This window comes from Microcoleus sp. Z1_B2, from assembly GCF_036700325.1.
In the GTDB taxonomy this organism is placed as follows: Bacteria; Cyanobacteriota; Cyanobacteriia; order Cyanobacteriales; family Microcoleaceae; genus Microcoleus.
Map to the genome: position 1 here is coordinate 46,633 of NZ_JAUBOQ010000026.1, position 26,775 is coordinate 73,407.

The following is a 26,775-nucleotide window of genomic DNA, read 5'->3' on the forward strand; positions in this document are numbered from 1 at the left end:
TCGTGCAACTCAAAACCATTAGGCAATCATTCTTTGTTGGCGTTAGCATTTTCAGTTTTGCTGCGATCGGCTGTACCCAACAACGTAACTTTGAGACAGTGGCTCCAACTCCGGCTGCCGCATCCCCAACTAATTCTGTTTCCGATGTGGCTCAAGCGACTCCTAGCCCCACAACAGAAGCTCCCACCCGTCAACCCGATGTCGTTTACGTTCCAACCCCTGTACCGGTTGTGAATGAAATGCTGCGGCTGGCAAACGTGCAAGCCAATGACGTAGTTTACGACTTGGGTAGTGGCGACGGTAGGATTGTGATTGCAGCCGCTCAAAAGGTTGGCGCGCGGGGCATTGGTATTGACATCAGCCCAGAACGCATTCGAGAAGCTAACGAGAACGCCAAAAAGGCTGGCGTTACCGATCGTGTCCAGTTTCGTCAGGAAGATTTATTCCAAACAGACTTCAGTGAGGCAACAGTTGTCACGCTTTATCTCCTGCCAGAACTCAACGTAAAACTGCGCCCCAAATTACTCAGTCTAAAACCAGGTACGCGCATTGTGTCCCATGAATTCGATATGGGCGACTGGAAACCTGAGCAAGTAGTAAAAGTGGACGGCAGAACAGTCTACTACTGGGTTGTACCTGAAACTCCTCCTGCTAATTTGAAGAAGTAAGGATCGCGAATTAAATAACTTACAATTTTAATTGTTATTGTGGGATGGGCGTCCCGCCCGTCCCACAATCTTGTGGAAGTTATTTAATTCTCATTCCTAAGACTATTGGAGCTTGAGCAGTCAGACTCTATATAGCTGGCACGTCGATCGGATCGACGTGCCAGGTTAGCAGTCTAACTCACGTTAAATAACCGCAATACAGTCAATTTCAACTAACACATCTTTCGGCAAACGCGAAACCTCCACACAAGCGCGCGCCGGTGCAGTTTCCGCATCAAAATATTTCGCATAAACCGCATTCACAGCGGCAAAATCATTCATATCTTTGAGGAAAACCGTAGTTTTTACCACATCCAACCAAGTAGCGCCGGCTTCTGTGAGAATGGCTTCGAGATTTGCCATAACTTGTTCGGTTTGTTTTGCCACATCGTCGGTATAGACAATATCGTTTAGTCTAATGTCGATCGCAATTTGGCCAGCTACAAACAGCATAGTGCCCGTAGCGGCGATCGCTTGATTGTAAGGGCCCACGGGTGCGGGTGCTTTGTCAGTACGAATAATTTTGCGTGTCATAGATGTTCCTGTTTGGGATTCTTGTTGAGAGGTTTCTTGGCGGGAGATTTTTTGATCGGAGGTTTCTGGCTGGTAGATTTCTCCATCGGGCATTATCGCACCAGTGAAGTCGGCATTTTTGATCTCCCAACCATAGGTTTGAGCATCACTCAAGTCTGCTTTCAGACAGTTGGCTCCTTCCAAACTTGCCATCATTAAATTTGCTTTTTGAAGACTCGCTCTTTCGAGATTTGTCCCTGCCAGACAGGCTTTTTTTAAGTTTGTCCCTGTGAAGTCGGCTGCCGTAAGATCAGCCTCAGCCAGATTAACGCCTGATAAGTTAAATGCAGACAGATTAACGCCTCGGAGTTTGGCTCTATGAAAGTTGGCATCTTGGAGGCTAGAACGTTCTAACTTTACTTGACTCAATTGTGATCCTGTCAAGTTTGCCTTGGTCAAATTTGAATCGCTCAGATTGGCTCTACTTAAGTCTGCTTCCTTTAAGGAGGCTTTAGTTAACGATACAGAGTTTAATTGGGCATCACTCAGATTTGCATTGTCCAGCTTAGTATTACTCAAATTGGCATTGGTGAGGTAAGCCCTACTCAAATCAGCACCGCTGAGGTAAGCCCTACTGAAGTTTGCTGAACCCAGGTTTGCCTTAGTAAAGATTGCCTCACTCAACTCAGATCCAGACAAATTTGCATTTTGTAGGTTTATTTCACTCAAGTCTGCACCTTTGAGGTCTATCCCACTTAACTGTGCGCCCTTAAAGTCGCGTTGTCCTGCTGCGTATTTTTCTAAAAGTTCTTCAGCTTTCATTAATAACCCCTCGCCCTTCCGCTACACCCCACATTCCCAGCCTACCACCAAAACCGAAAGCGCGATATAAATCTGCATCAATCCATTTTCATCTGCGGTCAATCAACTCCCTTTTTCAACCGCAGATAAACGCAGATAAATTATATCAAATTCGTACTTCCTCAGAATCATCGATCTCTCTGTTCTCTTTCTCTGCGTTCTCTGTGTCCTCTGCGGTTTAATCAATCCAATTTCATCTGCGGTTAAGAAATTACCATTTTTCAACCGCAGACAAACGCAGATAAACACATTACACACCAACCGGAGCACCAACAACCTCACCTTTCAACATCCGAGAAGCAGCATCAAGCAATTGCTCCTCCAAATAAGGCTTAGTGAAATAGCCTTTCGCGCCCAAACTGTAAGCCATTTGGCGGTGTCTGTCAGCACCGCGAGAAGTTAGCATCGCGATCGGCAATTCACACAAAACCGCATCTTTCTGCATCCGAGAAAGTAGTTCCAAACCATCCATTCTCGGCATTTCAATATCGCAGAAAACGATATCGCAAGGCAGACCAGATTTCATCTTTTCCCAAGCTTCCTTACCGTCGCGAGCTTCTTCCACACGATAGCCAGACTTCTCAAAAGTAATCGACAAGAGCGATCGCACCGTAATCGAGTCATCCACAATCAGCACAGTCGGCTCAGTCTTCTCGATTTCCGCCTCCTTAGTAGCCTTCTCGCCCTCATCCCAAAGCGTACCGCCAGTGTCCTTCCGCAGCCTTCCCGTAGCCAAATCGATCAGCTCCAGAACGTCCGCAATCGCCACGATCCGACCGTCCCCGAGCACCGTGGCCCCAGCAATCCCGATCGGCTTCGGCACCGGCCCCTCCAACGGCTTGATCACAATTTCCTGTTCTGTGGAAACCTGATCCACCTGCACCGCCAAGAAATTGCCAGCAGAGCGCAGCACAATCACCGAAATCATGTCATCGTCAGTATTAAACCCGTAAACACTGCCCCGACCCAAATGGCGGCTGTAAGCCAGCAAATCCCGCAGCGGCCGGAACGGCAAACTTTGACCCCGCCACTCAATGCAAGGCAAACCATCCGCCCCCGTCGTCACCTGATCGCGAGGCACATCGATCATATCCTCGACCCCATCCATCGGGAAAGCAATGCGAGCTCGATCGCTAATGCAAGTCAGAGCCTTAGAAATACTCAACACGAGAGGTAAACGGATGGTAAACACAGTCCCCTTGCCGATCGTTGAATCGATCGACACAGTGCCCCGAATCTCCTGCAGCGAAGTCTGCACCACATTCATACCGACCCCCCGGCCGGCATACTCCGTCGCCTGTTCCTGAGTGCTGAAACCGGGCATAAACAGCAAATCGTAAACTTCCGAGCGAGACATCCTCTGAGCCTGAGCCGCCGTCAGCATACCTTGCTTAATCGCCTTCGCCTTCACCCTTTGCGGATCAATTCCGGCCCCGTCGTCAGAAACCGAAACCACCGTTTGGTTCCCTTGGTGGAAAGCGCGAATCGTAATCCTGCCGACTGCAGGCTTCCCAGCCGCCAGACGCACCTCCGGCGCTTCGATCCCGTGAGTAATCGCATTGTTCACCAAATGAGTCATCGGGTCATATAGCTGATCCACAATCATCTTGTCGATCAAAATCTCCTTACCCTCAACCTGCAACTGAGCCTGCTTCCCGCACTTAATCGCGATTTCCCGCACCGCCCGGAACAGCCTGTCCGTCGTCTCCGCAAACGGCTTCATCCGGGCGCGAGTCAAACCTTCTTGCAGTTGAGTCGTAACTTGTCGCAGTTGGCGAGTCACCTGATCCGCCTCATCCACCAAAAACTCAATGTCCGCCGCCGACTCCCGCACCCGCACGATCAGCTCAATAATCTCTTGAGCCAAACTGTGGAAAGGAGTAAACCTGTCCATTTCCTCTGGTCTCCAGGCACTTTCGCGGGTGTGGGCCGAATCCTCAGAGCGCCAGGCCGATCGGTGTCCCTGCCGGTTTGCCAGCAAAGCAATCTCCAAAAGACTCCGCTCGTAGAAATCCTGAGTCCGCTGGCTCACATCGCTCAGCAGCGTTACCTGGTGCAGCAAATTGTCCAAAAACTGGCGCATCCGTTCTTGGTCTTGCTCCAAACTGTTGCGGTTCACCACCAGTTCCCCCATCAAATTGCTGAGGTTATCCAGTTGCTTGACCGGCACCCGCATCGTCTGGTCGCCGAACCCGCCCGCGCGGGCATTCCGCCTGGGTCTGTTGATCGCCGACGGCCCCATATTGCCTTCCCCCTGTGAGCGGCCGCTGTCCTTGGGATCTTCGAGCAGTTTTTCCAAATCGCCAAATTCGTCGTCGCTCTCATCGGCAGCGGTGCGCGCGGCTTTACTAGCAGTTGTCGCCGGTAGCCCGTGAATTTCCGGCATAGTTGCGCTCTCGCTGAGGAGTTCTTCAAGATCCGAGAAAACTTCTGTATTTACCGGACTCTGATTTGTACTCGCAGAAGCTGCTATGACAGCTCCCGCACCGCCTGCAATTAACAGTGCTTCTAAATCGTCAAAATTGCCTTCAGAATCATCCTCATCGCCTGATTCGCCATCGCCAAAAAAGTCTGCCAGCGACCCCTCATCTAACTCCGAGGCATCGGCCTGGGCTGACTCGTCCTCAGCGTCCCAAAAGCCCGTCGTCAGTTCCGAAGTCACCAAAACCTCAGCATCGATCGAATCCAACAAATCATCAAAACCCTCCAACTCTGCGTTGTTGAGAGTAGCGCCGGTTTCCATCGCCGAGAGCAAGTCAGCATCGCCATCAAACATACCATCGAGAGATTCAGCAGGCAGCGGCTCTAAATCCACACTCGAAAAATCAGTTTCCAGGGCATCAAACAAATCATCTTCGCCCTCATACTCCCCGGCGACATCTGTTTCGGCTCGATCGAACAAATCAGCACTCACCCCGCCTGCCAAACCATCGGGCAGTTCGGCCGACAATTCTTCCTCATCATGAGCCGCGCCCTCATCTGGCGCCACTACAGCATCGGGCTGCTGCACCAGCCCTTCCCCAAACATATCCTCCAAGAAATCGAAAGCTGCGCCCTCATCAGATTCGAGATTTGAAATTTCCGACTCAGGACGATCGTCGGACAAAGCCCCAAGTTCAACCTCTGCCGAATTTGCCAAGCCTTGGTCGGAAACCGCCGCACCATTGTTATTATTGTCGAACAAACTCCCCAAGTCGCCCTCATCAACTCCCAAATCCGCACTCAGCAATTCTGAATCCCCATCCTTGGGCCAACCCCCACGGGCTTGCCCCGAAGCCTCTCCCTCATACTCCGTACCCGTAGGTACAGAACCGAAAAGCTCAGCCAAATCGGCAGCTTCTCGGGAAGTAGCCACTCCTTGCCGATCCCGCACAGTCTGTTCATCCTCAGAAATCGCGTCCGAGGTCATATCCCCAAACAGCGCATCCAAATCCGTATCGTCCCCTTCCAGGTTGAGCGATTGCACAGACTCGTCTTCCAGGCCGAAAGCATCTTCTAGCCAGTTTTCATCTGCTGAGATATCTAAATCAGAATTTGATGTCATGTTAAGAACGTTGCCCATTTCCTCATTTTGTGCGGTGCCTGCAGCTTGAGCTCGATCGCCCCCGTTCTCCCCACCTTCGTCTTCTGAAGAAAGGAAATTAGAAGTAATCCCCAACAACTCGCTCAAATCCGAATCCTCGCCCAGCTCAGAGAACAACTCGAAATCATCCATTTCAGGCTCTTCAAGCGCTTCGGCATTCGCTGAATCATTATTGTCCCCCCCGGCTGCCGGCTGCTTCGATTCTCCGTCTAAAGCCTCCGACTTCAGGGAATACTCCGAAGAGACTGCCTGCCCACCTGTTGCGTCAGATAAGCCTAAATCGCCGAACAAGTTCTCGAAATCAGCATTGTCCTCCGTACCACCAGCAGAAGTTTGGGCCGCCACTTCGTCCAACAGCGTACCGAGAGCATCTTCGTCAGCTTGTCCCCTCGCTGGGGCCACCGTGTCGGATCGCCGCTCCAAACCGCCCCTACCGTTACCCGTTTTAACCTGGTTGCGGGTTAACCGCTGGCTCGAACCCGCATTTTTCCGATCGGCAGCTACTGTCGAGCCCTCTGCCTCTTCTCCAAACAGCAAATCCTCCCCAAACAAACTCGTCAGGTCATCAATCGGAGGCGTCCTATTCGTTTCGGAACTTTCCGCATCGTATTCGTCAAACAACAAATCAGTAAAATCGCCGGAATTGTCATCATCGTCTAACCCCAGCATTCGGGCCGCCGATATCCCAGAAGAGTGTGCATAGTCGAGGTCTTCTTCTTCTTCCCAAGCGCCGTCGAGATCCGGGGACTCGCCGTCAAACAAGTCAGCTAAAGTGTTGAGTTCTGCCGCGCCCACTTCCGGGCCGCTGCGGGTCGAGCCTCTAAAAGCACCCGTCTCTATATCCGATTCTGCGAAGGCGGAATCTTCGTCGAACTGGGACGATCGAATGCCATTGTCATCGTTGCTGTCGCCGCTATCGAGTTGGTCGAACAGCTCGTCTATACTCAGCCCAGAAATAGTCGGCAGCAACTTGTTCAATCCATCCTGGGCATCGCCCGAACCCACCAGATCCCAGGCCTCATCCTCAACAGAAACCACATTTTTCCCGGATTTACTCGTCGGTTGAGCGAAGGCCAGCAAATCTTCAAAATCTGTTTCTGGAACCAGAACAGCCGGCTGCAGCGACAGAAGTTTTGCGCTTGGGGCGATCGACGATTCTAGACCAGAAATTACCAGTTCTTGCGCTTGTTTGATGTCTTTGATCACCGTTGGGGCTAAGGTGCGGTAGGTATTTTCTGGATTGCCGATCGCCTTGGATACAGCTTGGATCAATTCTATCCAGCAGGGCAGTTCAAATTCTTCCCCCGCCCTGAGCAAGTTCCGACAAATGTTCTTAAGTTGCCGCCTGCTTTCTGGCCCCTCCGGCTGTTTAAACTCTTGCAGGAGTTCCCGCATCCTCGCCGGCACGTCCGAGTCAAATACTAGCTGCAGCGCGCTGTCTTCTGTTGTTCTGGCATCAGGTGCGTAAACTGACCGCGAATCTGGAAAACTCTTTGATGAGGCAAAGGCCCCGACTCCCACCCCCGCCATAACTGGTTCGGGTACTGACATCGCGTAGCTCTCGTCTGCATGGTGTTCTCCGTGTCCAACGAGTCCCCCCAAGTGCCCATTAAGTTCTTCAAATACTGGTTCTAATTCTCGAACCATCTGTTCTCCCAATTCTTCTGTCAGTCCAAAAGGCCCCGACAGTTGCTCTAACAGCCCTTGCAATGTGTCAAAAATTCGCAGAAAAAGGGACTCTAGCTGTTGGTCTACTTTAACGCTGCACTCTTTTAATACTTTAAAACTATCTTCTAGTCGGTGAGCTGTTTGCTGAATGCTCGTCAGCCCCAGCATTGCTGCTCCTCCTTTGACAGAGTGAGCGGCCCTAAATACTTCGTTGACCAGTTCGGGGTCTTCGATCGTGGTTTGCAGATTCAGCAACCCTTGTTCGATCGTATTGAGGTGGTCTTTTGCCTCCTCAATAAAGTAGCCCATTATCCTCTGTTGTTGCTCCGGCAGCATAGTTTTATTCCTGATTTTAAGCGTTATTGTATTGGGTCTATGTTAGTAGTTCTAGAGAAGGTCTCTGTATATCTCGCCCCTTGCCAAGAGAATAATCTGACTGCGAGATATCGCAAATGTCCTGGCTATTTTTGTTTTCGATATGCCCTCACTTAAAAGATAGCGAATCTCGCGCACCTGTTCGGGTTGGAGTTTGCGGTGGATAGATATCTTGCCGGGAACGAAAGGAAAGCGGTTTTTTTCTATAGCATCGCGGGAGTTATCGGCGGGGGTTCCTTCCCACAAATGGTCAGGATTGACACAACCGCGATCGTCGCAACTGTGACACGCAAAATAACCGGGTTTAACAGGCCTTCCCAGTTTGTGTTCCAGTACAAGTCTGTGAGCGTAGAAACTTTTTGTTTTGCCATTAATTTTAGTACCCTTAATGGCGTAACCATCACTTCTTTTAACCAAGGTACAAATCATGCAGCCGTTCGGCTGTATTTCAGCGCGAATGCCTGGAATTACTTCTATGCCTCGCACTTGTTTTTGAGGTTTCGGCGCAGATGTACTTCCTACATCTTTAATTCGTCCTTTCTTAAACCTATCTTGAGAATTTTCCAGTCTAGAACCTTCCCATAAATGGTTTGGATTAATGCAGTTGCGGACATCACAAGTGTGGCAAGCAAAGTATTCCGGTCTAATCGGACGACCTAAGATATTTTCTAATACTAAACGGTGGACAGTAAACGTTTTCCATTCACCGTTAATGCGAAGTCTTTTGTTTGCATAGCCACTCCTAGATTTGGTTAGGGTAGAGATAATACAGCCCGTCGGCTGAACTTCACCAAAGATGCCCGGTATTACCTCTACTATGTTATCGTCCATCTGTGCAACTCCTACTTCCTTTAGGTGTTGAATTGGCATCCCCGCAGGGGTTTCAAGACTGCGAGGTTGCTTTTTGTATGCCATTATTGCCACACTAACGTGCTTGTAAATCAGCCCGCAAAAAAAGCATGAGACAATTGATTATTGTCTTTCTGCTGTTTCTACTCGGAATCTTTCCACCGATGTCAAAAGGTCGCGAGCAACGCCCACCAAATTTTGCAAAGCACCCGAAACTCGCTGCGCTTCTTGGGACGTTTCCTGAGCGGTCAGCTCGACAGCTTGCATCACACTGGCGACCGCGCGAGCTGTTTCGTTTTGCTCTACAGTGTCGGCAGTAATCGATCGCACTAGCACGTCAATTCGATTAGTAACTTGAATGATATCTTCAAGCGATCGCTTCGCCTGTTCTGCCAATCTTGTCCCCTCAATAACCTGCTGCGTCCCTTCTTCCATCGCCGTCATTACCGCGCCGGTTTCGCTTTGAATTTGCATCACGATCTGTTCGATTTCTTTCAAAGACTTAGCCGATCGGTCTGCCAATTGTCGCACCTCATCTGCCACGATCGCAAAACCCCTGCCCGCTTCCCCAGCTCTCGCCGCCTCAATACTGGCGTTGAGGGCCAACAAATTCGTCCGGGAGGCGATCGTCGCAATTAAAGCCACAATCTTAGAAATTTCTTGAGAAGCTTCCGCCAACCTCTTGACTTTTCTCGTGGTTTCTGCTACTGTTTCGCGAATTTCCAAAATCCCGGCCACCGTCCGCTCCACAGCCTCGCCCCCTTTCAGAGCCGTTGCCGCCGCGCCCCGGGCCACTTCTTCCGCCTCTCTAGCGCTCTCTGCGACCCGCTGAATCGCATCGGTGAGGACTTGCACCGAATTCAGCGTTGCCGCCAGTTCCTCAGCTTGCCGCAGCGCGTCTGAAGACAAATCGCCCGCAAACTTGGCACTATCTGTCGCGCCTTTGCTGACCTCCCGAGCCGCCTGCTTCACCTGATGGACAATTTCGCGCAGATTTTGAATTGTCAAGTTAAACGAGTCAGCAACAGCACCCAAAACGTCTGCGGTCACTTCTGCCGTCACCGTCAAGTCACCCCGGGCCGCTCCTTCCACGTCGTCTAGCAAGCGAATCACTTGGCGCTGCAAGTCTTCTTTTGCCTGTTCCTGCTCGTCAGACTTGCGCCTAGTATCGCTAATCGTGGTTTGGATGACCTTCGCCATGTGGTTGAATTTAGCAGCCATTTTGCCAAATTCATCTTCCGAGTAAACCGTAGCGCGAGCATCCAAAGTTCCTTGAGATACGGCATCGAACTGAGCTTGCAAATTGTCCGACGACTTGCGTACCTGCTTGGCGATCAACTGGCCGATGCCCCAAGAAGTTAAAAAGCTGGTAAAGCCTGCGGCTGCAGTCATTACCCAGCCTGTTTGGCGCAGGTAAACGATCGCCTCCGGTTTGTCTTGCCGCAGAGCTTGATAGGAGGCAATGTTGGTGACGAAAGCCACAGCTACCAGAGAAACAAGTCCCGCCCCGATTGCCGTGTACAACTGTTTTGTAAACAAAGGGGCATTTTCCAAGAAAGCCAGTCCCCCCTGTTCTACTGTTACCGAAGTATCGAGCGCTTCTGTTTCTGTGGGAGAAAAAGTCGACACAGACGTATCAGCCGGGCCGCTTATGCTAAATATTTCGTCATCCCGAATTGCTGAGCCATCGCTGTTGTCAAAGTCCAGGCTGCTCCCAGTCGTTCCCATCATGCCGCTGGTCGAGTTGCCGAAATTGGTGTTACCTCTAGTCAAGATCGAACTGGTGGCATCTTCTGAGATATCAAAGTCCGGCAAATTGCCCAAATCGTCAAATTCGTCAAATTCGTCTAAAAAGTCGCTGTGTTCTTGAGCGTTCCCAGTTTTTGACGACCAGGCGCTGTTGTTCTTGTCGGAAGCCCCGAAAGCTGTTGCTTGTTCGTTTTCGTCGAAAGAGAAAGAATCGCTAAAAGCGTCGTCTTCAAAAGCATCTAACTCGAAGTTGTCTCTAGAGCTAAATGCCGGGGGTTCCGAGTCGCTGTAACCGTTGCTGTTGGAGGAGGCTGGATCGACTGAATTAAATTGTCCCCGGCTCGACCTTTGACTTTGAGAGTTGGGGACAGCACCTCCCATCAACAGCGTTTCGTCTTCCGCCAGCGAATAGTTTGACGAGTAGTCCGACCCGTTATTCGACTGTTTGTTTTGAGGTCTAGAAGACCCGAAACCCGACGAGGGCATCGCCTCGGCAAAGGGGTCTTCATCTTCGACCCCAGGTGTGTTATGACCGTAATTTTGGCCAATCTGGGGCGGGGATTGGTAGTCGTAGTCGGAGTTATTGTCGAATTCGTCTGGCAAATCGAGCGCACCAAAAGGTTCGCCAAAATTGTCCGAGGGCCCGATGGGGGAGTCTAGTTGGTTCGAGTCGAAGGAATTCCCGCTTTCTGAAGAGGCAAAACTTTGACCGTTGAGCATCTGAGTCGGAGCTTCGGAAAACGAATCTCCTGAGTAAGGTGCGCTTGAACCAGAAACTTTGCTGCTAGACAAGTCAGCACCATCAAACCCTCCATCATCTAAGGCAAAAGGGTCTCCAAAGTCCGAGTCGGCAAACTCGTCTATGCCGTCTAGCGAGCCGGAGTTCTCAGCATAAGCTGCCATTCCGCCGCTGTCGCCACCAAAGGGGTTAGAATGTGAGGCTAAATCTGGGACTGAGCCTGCGCCATCGTCGTCTTCTGGTTCCCATCCCAAGCCACTCATGCCTAAGTCGGCCAAGTCCTCGTTTTCCATGTCGTCTGGGGATTGACTTCTATAGGAAAGGGATGGGGAATTTCCTTGGAAAAGTCCCAAATCCGGGTCTTCTAACCCTTCATCAAGAGATAAGTCTGGATAGAATTCTAATTCAGTTTCAGCAGACAAAGCCTCGAAATTTTCCGTTTCTAGTTCTCCAGATAAAAATTGGTCTGTGTAGGTAATTCCGCTGTGAGCGTGTTCTACCAAACTCTGGTCATCACTCAGACCTAGCACAACCGTGTACTGTTCCCGCGCCACCTCATACTGTTGCAGTCCGTAGCAGTAAATGTGTCCGCACAGCAGGCGAGCGCTGGGGTCTTCGGGAAAATCTTCTACTAATTGATAAACTAGGGCTGCGGCTTCTGAATAATTGCCATCCATGTAGGCCGCTTCTGCCCGTTGGTAGTCCTGCTGAAAGTTGGTACTTGTTGCCATTTGCCGCCCTCTTTGGATTTTAGATTTTAGATTTGAGATTTTTGATTTTTATCTTGAATTGAATGTTTAGATGCGCGCCTCACGTCGTGTGACTGTTTATGATTAGACCTCAATCGAAAATCGCAAATCGCAAATCTAAAATCGATTTCACGCTGCCCACCGCGCCGAGCGCAGAATTTTCACTTGATCTAGCAGTCGGAGCACTTTCTGAGCTGGTGCACCTAACATCCATTCTCCCCTCAGAAATGGAATCATGCCGTCTGGTGCATTGTTCTGAGAGTGCAGTTGCTCTACGTCGAGCCAGTCCATCCCCACAATTCGATCGACTGCCAGCCCCAAAATCGTGTCTTGGTCTTCCACAGCCACGATCGGGATTTCGGGTCTATCTGTGTTCAGAGGTGTTTGGTCTCCCAGAAATTGGCCGAGGTCTGCCACCCAAATCACTCGTCCTCTCATATTTAGCGTACCTAAAAGCAAAGAGGAAACGTTGGGGATCGGTGTCATGCGGTCTGGGGACGGGGATAGTACCTCTCTAATCCCTGTCGCTGGCAGAGCGAACTCGTTCCCCGAAGGAACGTAGAACCGCAGGTGCAGCTCTCCTTCGGGAGTTTCTAGTTCTTGGAATTCCGGAGCCGGATCTACGCCTAGTCCTGGTAATATAAAGTCTGGGCTACCGCTAATCATAATTCTGACACCTGCATTTCTAGCAAAATTGTTGAGGTTTCCCGCCAAGAAGAAGCCGATCGAAACTTCGATGGTCGAAACTTGACACAGCCAAGCTTGACACAGCCAAGGGGTGAATGGCGCTACTGCCGGAGATCCTTGGCAATAAATTTTCTCCGTCAATAATTGACTGCCCTCAATAAATGCGCGCGACCAATGCTTACAAATTAGCTCAAATAGAGTACGAACAATTAATTTGAAACCCCTAAAGCTTCACTTTGTAATCCCACCGCCGTCTCAATTGGTAAAACTCTGGGTAATTTCTGCGATGAATGCTAAACCGATACTGGGATTAGCGAGGAGTTGTTGACATGGCTGATGTCCCGACAATCATGAACGGAGTCAGTTAAGACTGAGAATTGGACTCTCTGGCTTTGTACAGAAATACCTAGCAATAAGTAGCTCTGTACATCAGTTTTTCGGAGCGGCTGCAAGTGGAGAACAAGTATATTATATTTGCACTTTGAGCGTGTTAGACCCACTTGGGTCTAGAAATTGAACAGAGTTTTACCGACGCCCTTATGCCAGCGCGCGGATTTATACATTCTAGTTTATGGTGCGATCGCCAATAGTACGTCCAGCTTTCTCTTTGTGGTGGCCGAGACTCGATCTAACCGCAGGTACAAAAAAGCTCCCATCATGCCATGGGGGCGAAACTTATTTTTCTTCTAATTGGTCTTCTAGCGATCGGTCTAATAATCTTTCCGAGAGATTGACCCGAGGGTAGCCTGGGCCCACATATTTTTCTACCAGCATCAATAACTCGCTTTCACCAAAAGGTTTAGTGTAAAAGTCTGTAGCTCCGGCCATGCGGGCTTTAACGCGATCGATAAATCCGTCGATGCCCGTCAACATCACGATCGGCGTCTGCCGGAAAGCGCTAGAACTACGCAGCATAGCGCAAATTTCGTAGCCGTCGAGTTCCGGCATGGCGATGTCACACAGAATTAAATCGGGTTTGAGTGGAAACACCAAACTCAGGGCTTGGAGGGGATTGCCGATCGTAGTAGCTTCGTAACCGTGTTCATTTAAAATTGACTCGACTGTTTTGCGAATAGTATTGTCGTCGTCAATACAGACAACTCTGGGAACTTTGGTTTCTGGGGACGACCATTCTTTTTTGTTGTTGGTGGGGGCTACAGAGGGTTCGTAAAATACTTGCACCAATCCCTGCTGCACAAAGGGGTAAATCGCCTTAGCGACAGTGAGCACGTCTCGGTTGAGGTAGCGCGCCATTTGGCGGATCGAAGTGTGCCCGTCGGCCCAGCGTCTGAGAGTATTAAAGGTGTTGACAGGCAGCGCGACTCGCAGCTCGGAGGGATCTGAAATCACCGGGCATTGGTTGGGCGACTGAATGTGAGGGTGAAACTGCTTCCACTGCTGCACCTGTTTGACAATCTTGGCCAGGAGCGAACTAATTTCTAAGCTGGTCAGTTGAGGAGCCAAAGCTGGGCCCATTTCAAAAGTGAAGGAACCCTGGTGGAGACTGAGCAAGTCAAATAGGGTTTCGTGGATCATGCTCTGGATGATGTTGCGGCCTTGAGCTGGGGTGAGGATGTGGTTTTCTAGCAGGGCCCAGAGGTAGCCGTATTCTGGGGCATTGGTAGATGCCATATAGGGAACTTGGATTTTGTCGAGGGCGGTATCTGCTTTGTAGCGGCGCAGGTAGTCGCGCAAGCGAAACAAACTGCCCGCACTCTGGGTAGCGTAAATAATCTGACCGTTGAAGCAGAAGACATACCAGGATTGTCCTGCAAGGGAGCGCGAGGTAGGTTGAGTACCCGTGCCGCTGCCGGTGGAGGTGTAGGCCTCTACGAACAGTTCTCCGGTTCGCTGGCCTAACTCAATCAATTGCAGGATGCTGCGGATGTCTATTTCACTCAAATTTCCCTGCATGCAGCTAAAATGTCCTCCTTAAAACCGTTGGCGTCTGAGATCGGAAAGACTGTGTGCTGGCGAAAACATTGACTTTAGTTTCCGTCAATAATTTACGCGCTGATGCCGATCTCACAATTGGGAATTGACGAAAGGGCGATACTTGCTGCCGGGTCTCGGCCGCGCTACCAGTCCACAAGCTGAAACCGCGCAACTCGCGGCATTCTCTAAGTGTAGAGTTTCACCTTGTATTCCGTTACATAAGACCTACTCACATCTACTCATGACTAGACAAGTCTACTCAGTAGTATTGTAAAGCTTACTTCCTGTTTCATCCTGGCGGTGTCGAAACTCACCAGTCCACAGGCACGATCCCCGCCTAACTGACGGTTTTTGACAAATTAATTGCCGCGTTTAAGTCACGGTCAATCACCAATCCGCAATAGGAGCATTCAAACACTCTCTCGCTCAAGGAAAGTGTTTCTTTTTTTGTTCCACAGTTAGAACAGGTTTTACTGGACGGGAACCAACGGTCAGCAATTACCAACTTTGAACCGTACAACTCGCATTTGTAGGTTAACGGGCGGCGAAACTCAAAGAATCCCAGAGCGGCAACAGACGCAGCCAACTTATGATTAGCCATCATTCCGCTTACATTCAAATCCTCTATGACCATTAAACCGTGATTTTGGGCAAGTAATGTCGTCAAGTTATGTAACGTATTTTTACGTGTGTTAGCTATTTTTTTATGCAGTCTCGCTATCTTGACTTGCGCTTTTTGACCGTTGCTTGAACCGATCATTTTAGGGCGGTTTAGCCCTTGCCTTCTTGACCTTTTGGCTGCATATTTTGGGTAGGATTTTGCCCCAGCAATTACTTCACCTGTTGAGAGAGTAGCTAATGCTTTAATGCCGAGGTCAACTCTGAAAATGCTTGTATTGCCTGATTCCTGCTGTTGGGCGTCAAACCGCCAACTGATAAACCACCTGTCGGGTTGACGGGATATCGTGCAAGACTTGGTTAATACTTGTGGCAATCTTTCATAAGTTTTCAAAATGCCAATAACAGGAAATTGAATTTTATTGTCACCCAAGATTTTAACTGCGCTTTTTAACGTGAAAGAGTCACGCCGCCCTTGATTCTTAAATATCGGCACTCCCCGAGTTTTGTTAAAACACCGTTTCCCTGCTTCGCGCAATGCCATTCATGCTTGCTGCGGTGTAGACTTGCTGCATTCATATAGCAATCCTAAATGATTCGTGTAATTCTTGTAGGGGCTCTCCCCACGCCCGGTTGCCCCAACTTGGCTGGGGTAGGCAGGGGGAGTAGGGGTAGCACTACCCCTACATATTTTTACAAATGATGCGAGGATTGCTATAGTACCAAGGATTTTTTGATTTCACTATAGCTACTAAGAGTTTGTGCAAGTCAGTAGCTGTGGGAAGTTTGAGCTTTTCACTCTCGTTGGTTTTATTGTGGTGAAGTATATTTGGGGTCAACCACAATCCCCAATTCAACGCATGACGCGCTACTCCACAATGCTGGGCTAACAATGTGCGAGTAAGTTGATTATTCAGTTTCAATTCGGTTTTGAAGCCTAACAGCATTTTTACCTCTCTATCGCTTTGAATCACGCTATATACTGCTTCAATCCCTACTCATTTCAGAAGGAATGAGTAGATGTGAGTAGGATTTTGGTTACAGTTTCTCACCCTCAGTGCCGATCGACCTTTTTGCTCGCCCCCCGCGAGCGTCATCGGCTCGCGTCATTACCCTATTCTAAGGCAGCGCGGTTCAAATCCCTAGTCCGCCGAAGGATGGCGTCCGCTTGGGGGTAGCGATGGCTTTTCTGACGATCGAGCCGCAACTAAAGCCTGGTACAATCAATAGAAAGTTTTTGACGGACTGACCTTTTTCAGCTTTAGCCTATGGCAGTCTTCGCAGTGAGAGCTAGTCTTTAATCAAGTGGCATTGGTACTGCTGTCTCATTCCTCCAGACAACTGGTGACGCCCGTAATTTCTGGAAGTTCTCCCGTGAGAACGTGCTATGCGTTAGTGCTGAAGAAAAGTTAGAAAAAATGCTATCCCCCGATTGGGCAAACAATACCAAGAAGTAAGACTTAATTGGCAAAAAGCGATCCTTACTTGCCTACACTTGTTTACTTTAGGTAAGTTGACTAAAAATCACAGGCAGTGTTATCTTTAGTCAAGAACCTTTGGCTTAAGGGGGATAGCCTACTTATGTTGGAATTAGCCGTCTACCCAACAGCGTAGGAAGTAAACACCACTTATCTTTTAGGCCTTTAAGTAACTTAAAGTAAGTTGGGATAGGTTTTACGAAGCAGAGGACTATTAGTGTGCTGTATCTAGCGGAAGTACAAAAACAGAGAAGCGGCTTTGGTCTCGGTGGCGGTAAGGCTGAACTGAAACTGCTAGCTTGTCAGCGGGGCGAACATAACTGGAGCGCCGTACCAGGTGATGACGCGATCCCAGTTGAGGAAGCTAATAAGTTTAACGACGGCACGCTGGTGCTGGTTGAGTTGAGCGCTAGCAAGCAAGTGCAGCGGATTCAGGAGGCGGCCCGCCAGTTGGTGAGCATTCTGCAAAATTTCTCGCGATTGCAGGACAAGTTTAAGGATAAGGAAGAGGAAATTGAACAGTGGAAGGCTTCTCTGACGTTTTCGAGTCAGGAACTCAATCGCCGGGAAATGGAAATGCAAGCCCGCGAAGAGCAGTTGGCTCAAATGGAAGAGGAGTTGGAGCGGCTGGAGGCTCAGCGCTCGGAAATTGAAAATACTCGAGATGAAGCTAACCGACTGCGAGAAGAAGTCGATCGCAGTCGCGTGGAAATAGAGACGGCTTGGGAACAGTTGCGGGGCGAGCAGCAACGGGTGGCCCAGCAGCAGTCTGAGGTTCGGCAGGGGCCAGTAGTTGATGAGCAGCAGACTCAGAGGATTCAGGAGTTGATGCAGAAGCTGGGAGGGGCAATTGCTTCGGCCCAAGGGGTGCGGGAACAAATGAATCAGTCTCTTGGTGCCGTGGGCGCTCAACAGGCAATTCTGGATCAGCACTGGCAGCAGTTGGAGCAAAAACAGAGCATAGCTCAACAGCAACAAGAAGAGGTCGATCGACAAAATCAGAGCCTCCAAAACCGCTGGCAAGAGTGGTACCAATCTCAAGATACTTTGGCCGGGGCTCGGGCGGAGCTTAAAGGACAGCAAAGTACCCTCAGCGCTAAGCAGGCTCAGGCTCAGTCGGTGTCTTTGCAGGTGCGGGCTGTTGAGGAGCTTTACCAGCAAGTTTCCAGGCTCGCATCTGCTTCGGGTGCTGCGGGTACGGAGCAGAAAGTAGATGTGTCAGCTTTGGAGAAGATGCCTGTTGATGAGTTACAAGGGCTGGTGCAACACCTGCAACAGGATTTGGAAAAGGTGTTCCGGTTTGTTAACGATCAAGAGGAGGAGTTGACTCTGCAGCGGGAGACAATCGAGGAGCTGCAAGAGAAAATTCAAGCTGCTTCCGAGTACGATCGCATGGCTTTGGAAAATGAAATGGCAGATGAGCTCGAAAGTTATCAGATGTTAAACGAAACTCTGGTGGGACAGCGCCTCCGGTTGCAGGAACGAGAAGATGTTTTAAAGCAGCATCAGGCGGTGCTGTGGCGGCGGCTGGGTACTGCTAATGCTTCCAAACAAGAGCGAGGAGATATTGATTTGGGGCCGATTGTCGCACAGCTCAATACTCAGCGACAGCAGCAAAGCCAAGAATTGCAAAGACTGGAAAACGAAATTCAGCAAGTGCAGGAAGCAATATCCCAAATAGAGGCAAATGTCAACCGCCAAAATGGGGAAAGTGAGGCGAAACGCTACGAACTCAAGCAGTTAGAGCAGAATTTGTTCAACCAGAAAGGTGCAGTGGCGCAACTCTGGGGCAGGGTGAATGTTTATCAAGAAATGTTGCAGCCGGTGCAGGACAATTTGAATGCGCTACGCCAAAAGCTCGAAGCGGTGGCGGGGGAACTCGATCGGGTGCAGGAGACGGGAGACGAGCAAAATCGGGTAGTTTCTGAGTTGCGGCAAGTCCTTTCGAGTTTGCTCTCAGCTTAAAATTTAATATGTAAAATTATCGAAGGGTGTTCGACTCGACCGATCGCTCCTCCAGGAAATGGATCGGTTTGCGATCGGTTGGGGGCTACTATTAAGCTCGTTAGTTTTTCTACGCTTTCAAAACTGGGCGCCGAGGGCAATATTTGTTGCAGTAGTTGCCGCATTGCCCGTCGCTGCAAGGCAAGGGGTGCTTCGCGCAAAATCGGGCGATTTAACTTGACGGGAAGTTGAAAATTCACCTGCATATTGTCTGCAATTGGAGACATTGCTCGCTGTAGCAAGTCGCTGGCTGCAAGTTCGAGATATTCTACGTCGGCGCGGAGAAGTTCGGCTGTTTGGGCTAGGGCTTGTTGGGCTTTTGGGTTGAAATGAGTTTCCAAATAAGGCAATAATTCCGATCGAATCCGGTTGCGAGTATATTGCAAGTCTTGATTTGTGGAATCTTCCCAAATTGGTAGTTTTTGCTCTTGACAAAATTGACCTGTTTGCGATCGAGTTATTTCAAGCAAGGGACGAACTAAATAGATTTTAGATTTTAGATTTGGGATTTTCGATTGGGAATTTTCATCCTGATTTTCCAATCTAAAATCGGCCGATATTTGGGAGTTGGGATTTTCGCCGGAATTCGCCAATCTAAAATCTAAAATCGGCAATCCAAAATCGGCGAGGGGCCGTTTCCAGGTGAGGGCAGAAAGTCCGTCGGCGCCACTGCCGCGAATCAGGTTGTAGAGGAGTGTTTCGGCGCGATCGCTAGCTGTATGGCCTGTAACAATGTAGGGGTAGTTGTGGGCGATCGCAATTTCGGTTAAAGCTTGATATCGCCACTGTCTGGCCGCTGCTTCTGTTTTCGGGATGTCCCAGGCTGTTTCCAAATAGTAGGATATTCCCCAGTTTTTAGCTAATTGTTCTACATGATTAGCCGAGGCTTCCGAGTCAGAACGCCAACGGTGATCGCAGTGAACAATCGCTAGATTCCACCCCCATTTTGGCTGCAAATCTAGCAGTAATTTAATTAAACACAGAGAATCTTGTCCGCCCGATACTGCTACTAGCAATCGCTGATTTGATGGCAATATTTGTCGGTACAGCAGCGTCTTGTGCACTTGAGCGTGGAGGTGCGTCCAATTGGAAGATTCAGCCATGAGAGCAGTTTTTTATTAAGCAAAAATCAGGAAGTTAGGATCGCGAATTAAATAACTTACAATTTTAATTGTTATTGTGGGACGCCCATCCCACAAACTTGTGGAAGTTATTTAATTCTCATTCCTTAGAAAACGAGCATTGTCCGGGATTTAACGGATGGATTTTCAGCAAAGAAGGGGAACCATCCCCCTCTCCCAATCTCTCAATCTTTGCCTTCCTAGCTCCACATTCCTATACTTTGGGGGTCGCGGTCTGGATACCTAGAAATAGGAAAATGATTACTTATTTCTGTTGAGTCACATTGATTTAATGGCTCATCTATATCGGTTTGAGTTGAGCTATCTACCGCAGAGTTTTGCAGGGTGTCTGAGCTTTCGGCAGCGGCAGGAAGGGCTTTTTGTTCTTTGATTTCTGGTTCAAGCGGAATGAACTCCAGACGCATTCTAAGTTTTCCTTTAGTCCAGTTTTTTCCAGCACTTAATAGCTCGCAATCCAGGCCGTCTGAGAATAATTTTTCGTCTACCAATTTTGACTGCATGATTGCCATAAATTCGCTGACTTTGAATGTACATTGATACATCAAAGCGCTGGTAGGGGCAGACACAACATCGTCTTCTTGGGGAAATATTGGCGATTCGTCCATATTAATTGTCCTTATTTTAATGAAGGAAGTTCGGCAACGGATTATGTAACGGATGTGAGGAAGACCGAAGTTATAAGAAGGAAGAGGGAGTTAATTATTAGAATCTCGCTGGTTAAGTAAGGTGGGAATTGCCCACCCTACAACCGGAGATGATATTAATCCCGATTCTTTGACTTATCCTGTTCTTCTGTGGCCCATTGGTGGATTAGGAATTAGAAAAACCAACCGTAGGAATGTAAACCTTTGCCTAACAGATTAACGCCTAGATAGCAAATCCAAACTACCACAAAACCTGTGGCTGCTAAAATTGCTGGGCGTCTTCCCTGCCAGCCGCGAGTAATGCGGGCGTGCAGGTAGGCAGCAAATACCAACCAAGTAATTAGCGCCCAAGTTTCTTTCGGGTCCCAACTCCAGTATGAGCCCCAAGCTTCGTTAGCCCAAACCGCACCGGCAATAATGCCAACAGTTAGTAAAGGGAATCCTAAACCGATGATGCGATAGCTAATGTTATCAAGAGTTTCTGCTAGATTCAAGCGCTGGGGCGAGAGAAGTTCTGCGGTTTGAGTTGGGGCGGTTGATGTGGTTTGAACGGTGGCTAATTCAAGGACTGCGGTGGTGCCCAAACCGTTATTGTTGGAGTTGAAAGAGGGTTCGCTGAAAACTAATGCGCTGTCGGCGCTGGTTTCTGCATTTTGAGGTTCGGGGTTTTGAGGGCGTTGGAGGCGGTAGTTGCCGTTGCGGTTGCTGTTGGTGCCGAAGGAACTACCGGTGAGTTCGATTTTTTGGCCGCGGGTGACGATTAAAAAGGCGATCGCCAGCAGGGCTCCTACCATTAAAGTTGAGTAACTGAGCATCATGACGCTAACGTGCATCATCAGCCAGTTTGATTTGAGGGCGGGTACTAGGGGCTCTGCAGATTGCATGGTTGCCGGCAGAGTTAGGGCTGCAAAGGCGGATATTGCCATTGCTACGGGGGATGTGGCTACTCCTACTAAGCGGGAACGGCTCATGTTTTCCGCGACTAGGTGGATGGCGGTGATTCCCCAAACTAGGAAAAATAGGGATTCGTAGAGATTGCTTAAGGGGAAGTAGCCGGCTTCTATCCATCGAGAACCGAGTAAAGCGGCGATGGATAGGTTGGCGACGCCCATTCCTGCGGTTCCTAGGGCCCCCAGGTAGGGAATGCCGGGGAATGCTGCGCCAACCCAGTAAATGAGCATTGTGGAGAACAAAACGGCAAAGGAGATGTTGTCCAGCCAGTTCTGGAGTACGACCAGATCCATAAAAATTACTCCGGTAATGTTTTTACTTATTTTTGCTAACTAGATCGATCGTACTGGGGTTGGGCAGTTTTGGGTTTAGGATTTTGAATTTTTGTGGCAATTATGAGTGATTGGCGGTTGTTGAGGTGCGAGTGGGCGATCGCGCGGACGCATCAAACAAGCTACTATTGACCCACCAGACGAGTGTCACCCCGTCAAGTCACGCTTGTTGATTCTGGCTGAGGGCTTGAGGTTGGACGAGTTCCAAGGAAGGAAACACGGAATGCTGATGGGCGAAATTCGATCGCCGATTCACAAAATTAGGATTTACGCAGAGGGGGCCGGAAACCGGGTTTTTTTAGGAAAATCCTTCGTTCGTACTCGAAGATTAAGTAAAAAACCCCGTTTCTTGGTCGGGAGTGCGTCTAGGACTGAAAATATAGGATGTTTTTTGATCTGGGGCGATCTGGAATCCTTTAGAATTGATTGAGCTGAATTACCCATTTGCTGTTTTTGCAACCAGCAAAAAACGGAAGCCCCCGACAATCGTTGTGGATATTCCCCAAATTTTAGACTAAAGCTCAACCTCCCAGATTTATCAAGGCGAGTCAAATCTAAAATCTAAAATCTAAAATCTAAAATGGACTGAGGGTTCGAGCAGTTGCATAGGTTAGAGGAGATGTTGGGTTAATGCGTCGAGATTCAATATTTTACCTTAATGTCCGCAGAAGGCTCCCGCTATAACCGAGGGGGATTTATCGAGATCCGCGAGTCCCCCCGATGGTTTAGCGGCGAGATGAATGCCGACCAGCTAACGATTGAGCGATAGCGAATCATTATAATTATACCCGTGTTTGTGTTGGGTAAAATGTGGTATCATTCTACCATGTTAGTAATAGAAGCAAAGTTAAAAGGAACTCAATCACAGTACAGTAAGTTGGATGAAGCAATCCGCACCGGACAATTCATCCGCAACACTTGTCTGCGATATTGGGAAGATAACAAAGGAGTCACTAGGAATGACCTCCAAAAGCTTTGCTCGGTACTAGCTAAAAACAAGGAAACCCCTTGGACGAAGAAGCTTAACTCTCAAGCTAGACAGGCTCACGCAGATAGAGCGTGGTCTGCTATTGGGCGTTTTTATGAAAACTGTAGATTGGGTAAGCCTGGTAAAAAAGGCTACCCCAAATACAAGAAGTTCAGCCGTTCCATTGAGTACAAAAACAGTGGATGGAAATTATCTGCTGATAGAAGACAGATAACCTTCACCGATGGTTTTGAAGTAGGAACGATGAACTTATGGAGCTCTAGGGATTTGGTCGGGTATTCAGAAAAACAAATCTCTAGGGTTCGAGTTATCAGACTTGCTGATGGCTACTACGCTCAGTTCTTAGTGAACTGGGATAGAAGAGAGGAGCATGAGTTTCAAGGAAAAATGACGGGAATCGACTTAGGGCTTAAAGAGTTCTACACCGATTCTGATGGAAATACTGTCGATAACCCTCGATATCTGAGAAAGTCCGAACGTCGCCTCAAGATGCTGCAACGCCGGGTTTCTAAGAAGCATATCAGGGGCAAAAAGCAGTCTAATAGATACCATAAAGCTCGCAGGGCTTTAGCCAAACAACATCTCAAGGTAAGTAGACAGCGTGAAGACAAGGCTCGTAAAGATGCTCTGGCGCTAGTTAGATCTAACGACCTAATTGTCTACGAATACTTGAAGATACGAAACATGGTGAAAAATCACCACTTAGCTAAGTCTATTAGCGACGCATCATGGTATCAATTCACTCAATGGCTTCAATATTTGGCCCTGGTTCACGGTGTCATTGTTATCGCTGTTCCACCTCGAAACACGACTGTTGATTGTTCGTGCTGTGGATCGAAAGTGAAGAAAACTCTTAGCACCAGGACGCATCGATGTAACCAGTGTGGCACGGTTTTAGATCGCGACCACAATGCCGCAAAAAACATTTTGGCAAAAGGATTCAAGCTGTTAGCTGAATATTTAAACAGTACCGTAGGGCATACGGAATCTGGAGCCAAAAGCTCAAAAGCGCAGGGAGAAACTAACCTCTGGCTTAAGAACGGAGACGTTCTTGCTCTAAGTTGGCTCGATGAACTGCGAACCAAGAATTCTTGGGAATCCCCCACTATATTCGGTACTCCAAATTAGTGGTGGGAGGATGTCAAAAGTTTACAAATTTGAACCGAAGGGAGGCAGAGGCGATGTTAGGGATTACGCTTGAGGAAACTCGCTTTTATCGGGAAGCTAAGGAAGAAGGCATTGAACAAGGCATTGAACAAGGCATTGTGCAAGGCATTGTTCAAGGTCGCGAACAAGAAGGAAGAGCCTTGATTTTACGTCTGTTAAATCGCCGTCTGTTAAATCGGCGAGTTGGAACATTACCGGAATCTATCACGACTAGAATTGCTGATTTGTCGATCGAGCAAATTGAAACTCTAGCAGAGGAATTGTTAGATTTTCAGTCGATCGAGGATTTAGAGGTTTGGCTGGAGAATTTGCCGCAGGGAGATTGATACGAGGTTAGGAATTGCACTTGAGGGGGCGATCGCGCCATTTACGCGCACAAACACATCAAACGTACCCCCCCTCTACTTCCTGGGTTTTAGGGTTCTTTTGGTGCATCCGCCGTTGCTGAGAGGATGTTAAGCGTGCGATCGGGGATGATTCCGGCGATTTATACCAATTTTAAAAAAGAATGCAACAGTATTCTTGTCCCCCCCCTTTCCAAGGGGGGGCTAGGGGGGGTCGAAGAGTGTTGCACGATTTTAGATAAATAGCTAAGACGGGATCTCCGCCCCATTCCACAAGAAAAGATGATTTTTGTGGGATGGGCCGGAGATCCCGTCCTTTAATTTCATTAAAAGGACTTTTGCAAAAGGTCTATTTTCCTGTAGTTTCAGTCCCTCACAGTAGCTCCGGCGAACGACTTCTTTTTAAAGCAATAGATAATTGCCTCAATCGTTCGCTAACTTCTAAATTCGATTCTTGTGACTTCAAGTTATCAGGTATTTCAGCAAACAGAAGTGAATTTCCCTGCAACCACTCATTGAGAGCAACGCCAGTCCAAGTACCTTCTTTGTTTCGGAAACTATCAACTAAACCCTTCAGTTCTTGAATACAGTATGACTCAAAACCAGCCGCACTGAAAATTGCATAAATTAAGTATTCTTCAAACGCACTAATATCATTTTCTACCTCAAAAACTACAGCTTCTTCTTGTGGCGATTTTATGTCATTAGAAAAATCTCCCACTATTTGCGCTGCTACCCCAGCTATTTGTGTTGCTATTCCTGTAACTCCTAATACTTGTTGCCGAATCTCCGAATTAAATAGTAAATCTGAACCATATTTTACATATTTTTTGAGAACCCTAAATGCAGCTTCTTCCCCACTATAGTAGTTATCAATAATTTCAATATCTACCCCTAAACTTTTGATTATTTTATTTCGAGTATCACTATTAACTGGGCCGCGAATCAGCGCTTCAGCCACTGGACGAGCAAAGCGTAAAAATAATACGCTTAAGCTATTCTCTAGTTTTGCTAAAAAATATTCCTCTGAATTTTCAATTAGCCTGGGTTTTACTTGATTACTTTCCCATAATAAACTTGTCATATATTCAACTAATTTTAATGCTTCATCCTTAAGTTCTAAAGCAAGTTGATGAGCAATTGCAGAAAGAAGCTTACTAATATCACCGTACAAATCATCACGCCAAGCAAAATTGGCTTTCATGCGGTCAAACTCTGGATTGGAGTTAGCAAGAAAGATAGTATCTTTCTTTTTAAATGTTTCCTCCCTGAGTTTCTGCATTTCATTGTCAACGATTTGTAAATATCGTTGTCTAAATTTTTCTATTTGAGTGAATGACTTAGCATTAGAACTATCTAAGGATTTGTTTATAACAGAATATTCATAGTATTTTTGTAAATCAGCTTTGATTGTTTCCCATTTTTGATTCCACCATTCGGTAAAGAAAACCCGCCGATTATTTTCTTCAAATAGCTTGGCTTCTTCAGGATTTTCGGGATACTTTTTGCTGACTGTAATATAAATCTGTTCTGAATTGCTGAAAATCTTATTGATAGACGCTTCGCATCTTTTCTTTAAAATCGAGACACGCTCAGTGTTGATATAGTTAAATATTTTTTCCTTAATTTCTGGAATTCCAGTACCATTTTTATTCAGAGTTTCTTCATCGGTAATTCCAGTCAGTCTCTTCAACTGAGCTTCGATATTACTTGCATCCCCAATCTCTAACTTAGTCTGTTCTCCTGCTAAACCATTCAAAATTAGATAGGCTCCGGCTGAACCATATACAATGCGTTCAGGTGGAAGCTTTGCACGCTTTAACCAGTCTTGAGATGCTTCTTCAATATGTGTTTTAAGCGCCTCTGCACTACCTAATGAATCAATCCGACTTAAAAATACAAAAAGCTTATCAGCAACGGTGACGTTTTTATCGCCCAGTTCGGTAAACTTGATTATTTCTAGTTCCTTTTCTCGGAGGCTCGTAAATCGTTGTACCAATATCACAGCATCACAGTCAGACAGCATCTCTTGTGCTTCATCAACGTGCTTTGCTAAACCTGAATCTAAACCGGGAACATCATAAAAAACAATCCCTTCAGCCTGAGCAAGCTTGTTAGTATAAAGTCTCGCCTCTAAAACAGCGTGAGCATACTTTTCATCTGCTACATACTTTTTGAGCGGTTCTCTAATATCTTCGAGTCTAGTAAAGGGAAAAGTAAGATTGCCTTCTCTTCTTACCTGTTGTAACGTTATTTCGTTTGCTCGTATAGTATTTAGGTCTTCTTTCGCTCCAACTTTCTCAAGTTCCTTGAGTAAGTTGATAAACTCTTCTTCGGTTCTCGCTTGTACTTCCAGCCTTTGTTCAGACTCGTTTTCAACTGAATAAATTTGGGTGGTTGTAAATGTACATCTTCCTCCCTTCGCAGGAAGTAAATCGCATTCTAGCCAAGCATTAATAAAGGTGCTTTTTCCTGCTTTCTCTAACCCGACAACAGCGATGCGAAACTCGCGTTTTTTGAGTCTTTCAAGTTGGCGGCGAGTAGGTTCTGCTTCTTGTAAAAGTACCTCTTTTAATCGAGCCGGAACTTCAGCTTGGGGTAACATAGCCAAATTAACCGCGTGTCGCTGCACGTTTAGAGCGTCGCTAAGACGAGCTTCATAGTAAGAAGATGCTGTTTTCCAATCCATTGA

General features: G+C 47.9%; 16 protein-coding genes. 4 read left to right on the forward strand and 12 right to left on the reverse strand.

Annotation, left to right across the window (positions count from 1 at the left end; all coding sequences use genetic code 11):
• Window positions 1-2 precede the first annotated feature (2 nt).
• On the forward strand, window positions 3-668 hold the full coding sequence (locus tag QT984_RS16735) for a methyltransferase domain-containing protein (RefSeq protein ID WP_333232253.1): 666 nt from the start codon (window positions 3-5) through the stop codon (window positions 666-668).
• A 183-nt stretch (window positions 669-851) separates the two neighbouring features.
• Here QT984_RS16735 and QT984_RS16740 read toward each other — a convergent pair whose 3' ends face one another.
• The 8 genes from QT984_RS16740 to QT984_RS16775 form a co-directional block, all read right to left on the reverse strand.
• The gene (locus QT984_RS16740; protein WP_333374493.1) at window positions 852-2,042 is read right to left on the reverse strand and encodes a Rid family detoxifying hydrolase; all 1,191 of its coding nucleotides are present in this window, start codon (window positions 2,040-2,042) and stop codon (window positions 852-854) included.
• Window positions 2,043-2,331: 289 nt separating this feature from the next.
• On the reverse strand, window positions 2,332-7,668 hold the full coding sequence (locus QT984_RS16745; RefSeq protein ID WP_333056446.1) for a response regulator: 5,337 nt from the start codon (window positions 7,666-7,668) through the stop codon (window positions 2,332-2,334).
• Between the two features lie 51 nt (window positions 7,669-7,719).
• A complete protein-coding gene (locus QT984_RS16750) occupies window positions 7,720-8,622 on the reverse strand; it encodes an HNH endonuclease (protein ID WP_333056447.1) in 903 nt (300 codons plus the stop codon).
• Between the two features lie 57 nt (window positions 8,623-8,679).
• Window positions 8,680-11,775, reverse strand: a complete 3,096-nt coding sequence (locus tag QT984_RS16755; RefSeq protein ID WP_333056448.1) for a methyl-accepting chemotaxis protein — start codon at window positions 11,773-11,775, stop codon at window positions 8,680-8,682.
• A gap of 147 nt (window positions 11,776-11,922) precedes the next feature.
• Window positions 11,923-12,456 (reverse strand): chemotaxis protein CheW, encoded by a 534-nt coding sequence (locus tag QT984_RS16760; protein ID WP_039887356.1) that lies wholly within the window; start codon window positions 12,454-12,456, stop codon window positions 11,923-11,925.
• A 699-nt stretch (window positions 12,457-13,155) separates the two neighbouring features.
• Window positions 13,156-14,394 (reverse strand): response regulator, encoded by a 1,239-nt coding sequence (locus tag QT984_RS16765; RefSeq protein ID WP_333056449.1) that lies wholly within the window; start codon window positions 14,392-14,394, stop codon window positions 13,156-13,158.
• Between the two features lie 358 nt (window positions 14,395-14,752).
• Window positions 14,753-15,577 carry an RNA-guided endonuclease TnpB family protein gene (locus QT984_RS16770; protein ID WP_333056450.1) on the reverse strand — a complete coding sequence of 275 codons (825 nt, stop codon included), beginning with the start codon at window positions 15,575-15,577 and terminating at the stop codon, window positions 14,753-14,755.
• 139 nt (window positions 15,578-15,716) lie between these two features.
• On the reverse strand, window positions 15,717-16,007 hold the full coding sequence (locus QT984_RS16775) for a helix-turn-helix domain-containing protein (protein WP_333056451.1): 291 nt from the start codon (window positions 16,005-16,007) through the stop codon (window positions 15,717-15,719).
• A 723-nt stretch (window positions 16,008-16,730) separates the two neighbouring features.
• Between QT984_RS16775 and hmpF the strand changes: the two genes are divergently transcribed.
• Entirely contained in the window at window positions 16,731-18,476 is a 1,746-nt protein-coding gene (hmpF, locus tag QT984_RS16780; protein WP_333056452.1) for a pilus motility taxis protein HmpF, read from the forward strand.
• Here hmpF and tilS read toward each other — a convergent pair.
• From tilS to ccsB, 3 genes are all read right to left on the reverse strand, one after another.
• A complete protein-coding gene (gene tilS / locus QT984_RS16785; protein ID WP_333056453.1) occupies window positions 18,473-19,618 on the reverse strand; it encodes a tRNA lysidine(34) synthetase TilS in 1,146 nt (381 codons plus the stop codon). The genes hmpF and tilS overlap by 4 nt on opposite strands.
• 218 nt (window positions 19,619-19,836) lie before the next feature.
• Window positions 19,837-20,262 carry a KGK domain-containing protein gene (locus QT984_RS16790; protein WP_333056454.1) on the reverse strand — a complete coding sequence of 142 codons (426 nt, stop codon included), beginning with the start codon at window positions 20,260-20,262 and terminating at the stop codon, window positions 19,837-19,839.
• A gap of 212 nt (window positions 20,263-20,474) precedes the next feature.
• Window positions 20,475-21,545 (reverse strand): c-type cytochrome biogenesis protein CcsB, encoded by a 1,071-nt coding sequence (ccsB, locus tag QT984_RS16795; RefSeq protein ID WP_333056455.1) that lies wholly within the window; start codon window positions 21,543-21,545, stop codon window positions 20,475-20,477.
• 865 nt (window positions 21,546-22,410) lie between these two features.
• Here ccsB and QT984_RS16800 point away from each other — a divergent pair.
• Complete coding sequence (locus tag QT984_RS16800; RefSeq protein WP_333056456.1) at window positions 22,411-23,700, forward strand: transposase; 1,290 nt, start codon at window positions 22,411-22,413, stop codon at window positions 23,698-23,700.
• A gap of 53 nt (window positions 23,701-23,753) precedes the next feature.
• The gene (locus QT984_RS16805; RefSeq protein WP_333374496.1) at window positions 23,754-24,065 is read left to right on the forward strand and encodes a DUF4351 domain-containing protein; all 312 of its coding nucleotides are present in this window, start codon (window positions 23,754-23,756) and stop codon (window positions 24,063-24,065) included.
• Between the two features lie 391 nt (window positions 24,066-24,456).
• Here the strand turns inward: QT984_RS16805 and QT984_RS16810 are convergent, their stop codons facing one another.
• A complete protein-coding gene (locus tag QT984_RS16810; RefSeq protein ID WP_333374498.1) occupies window positions 24,457-26,772 on the reverse strand; it encodes a dynamin family protein in 2,316 nt (771 codons plus the stop codon).
• Between the last annotated feature and the right edge of the window lie 3 nt (window positions 26,773-26,775).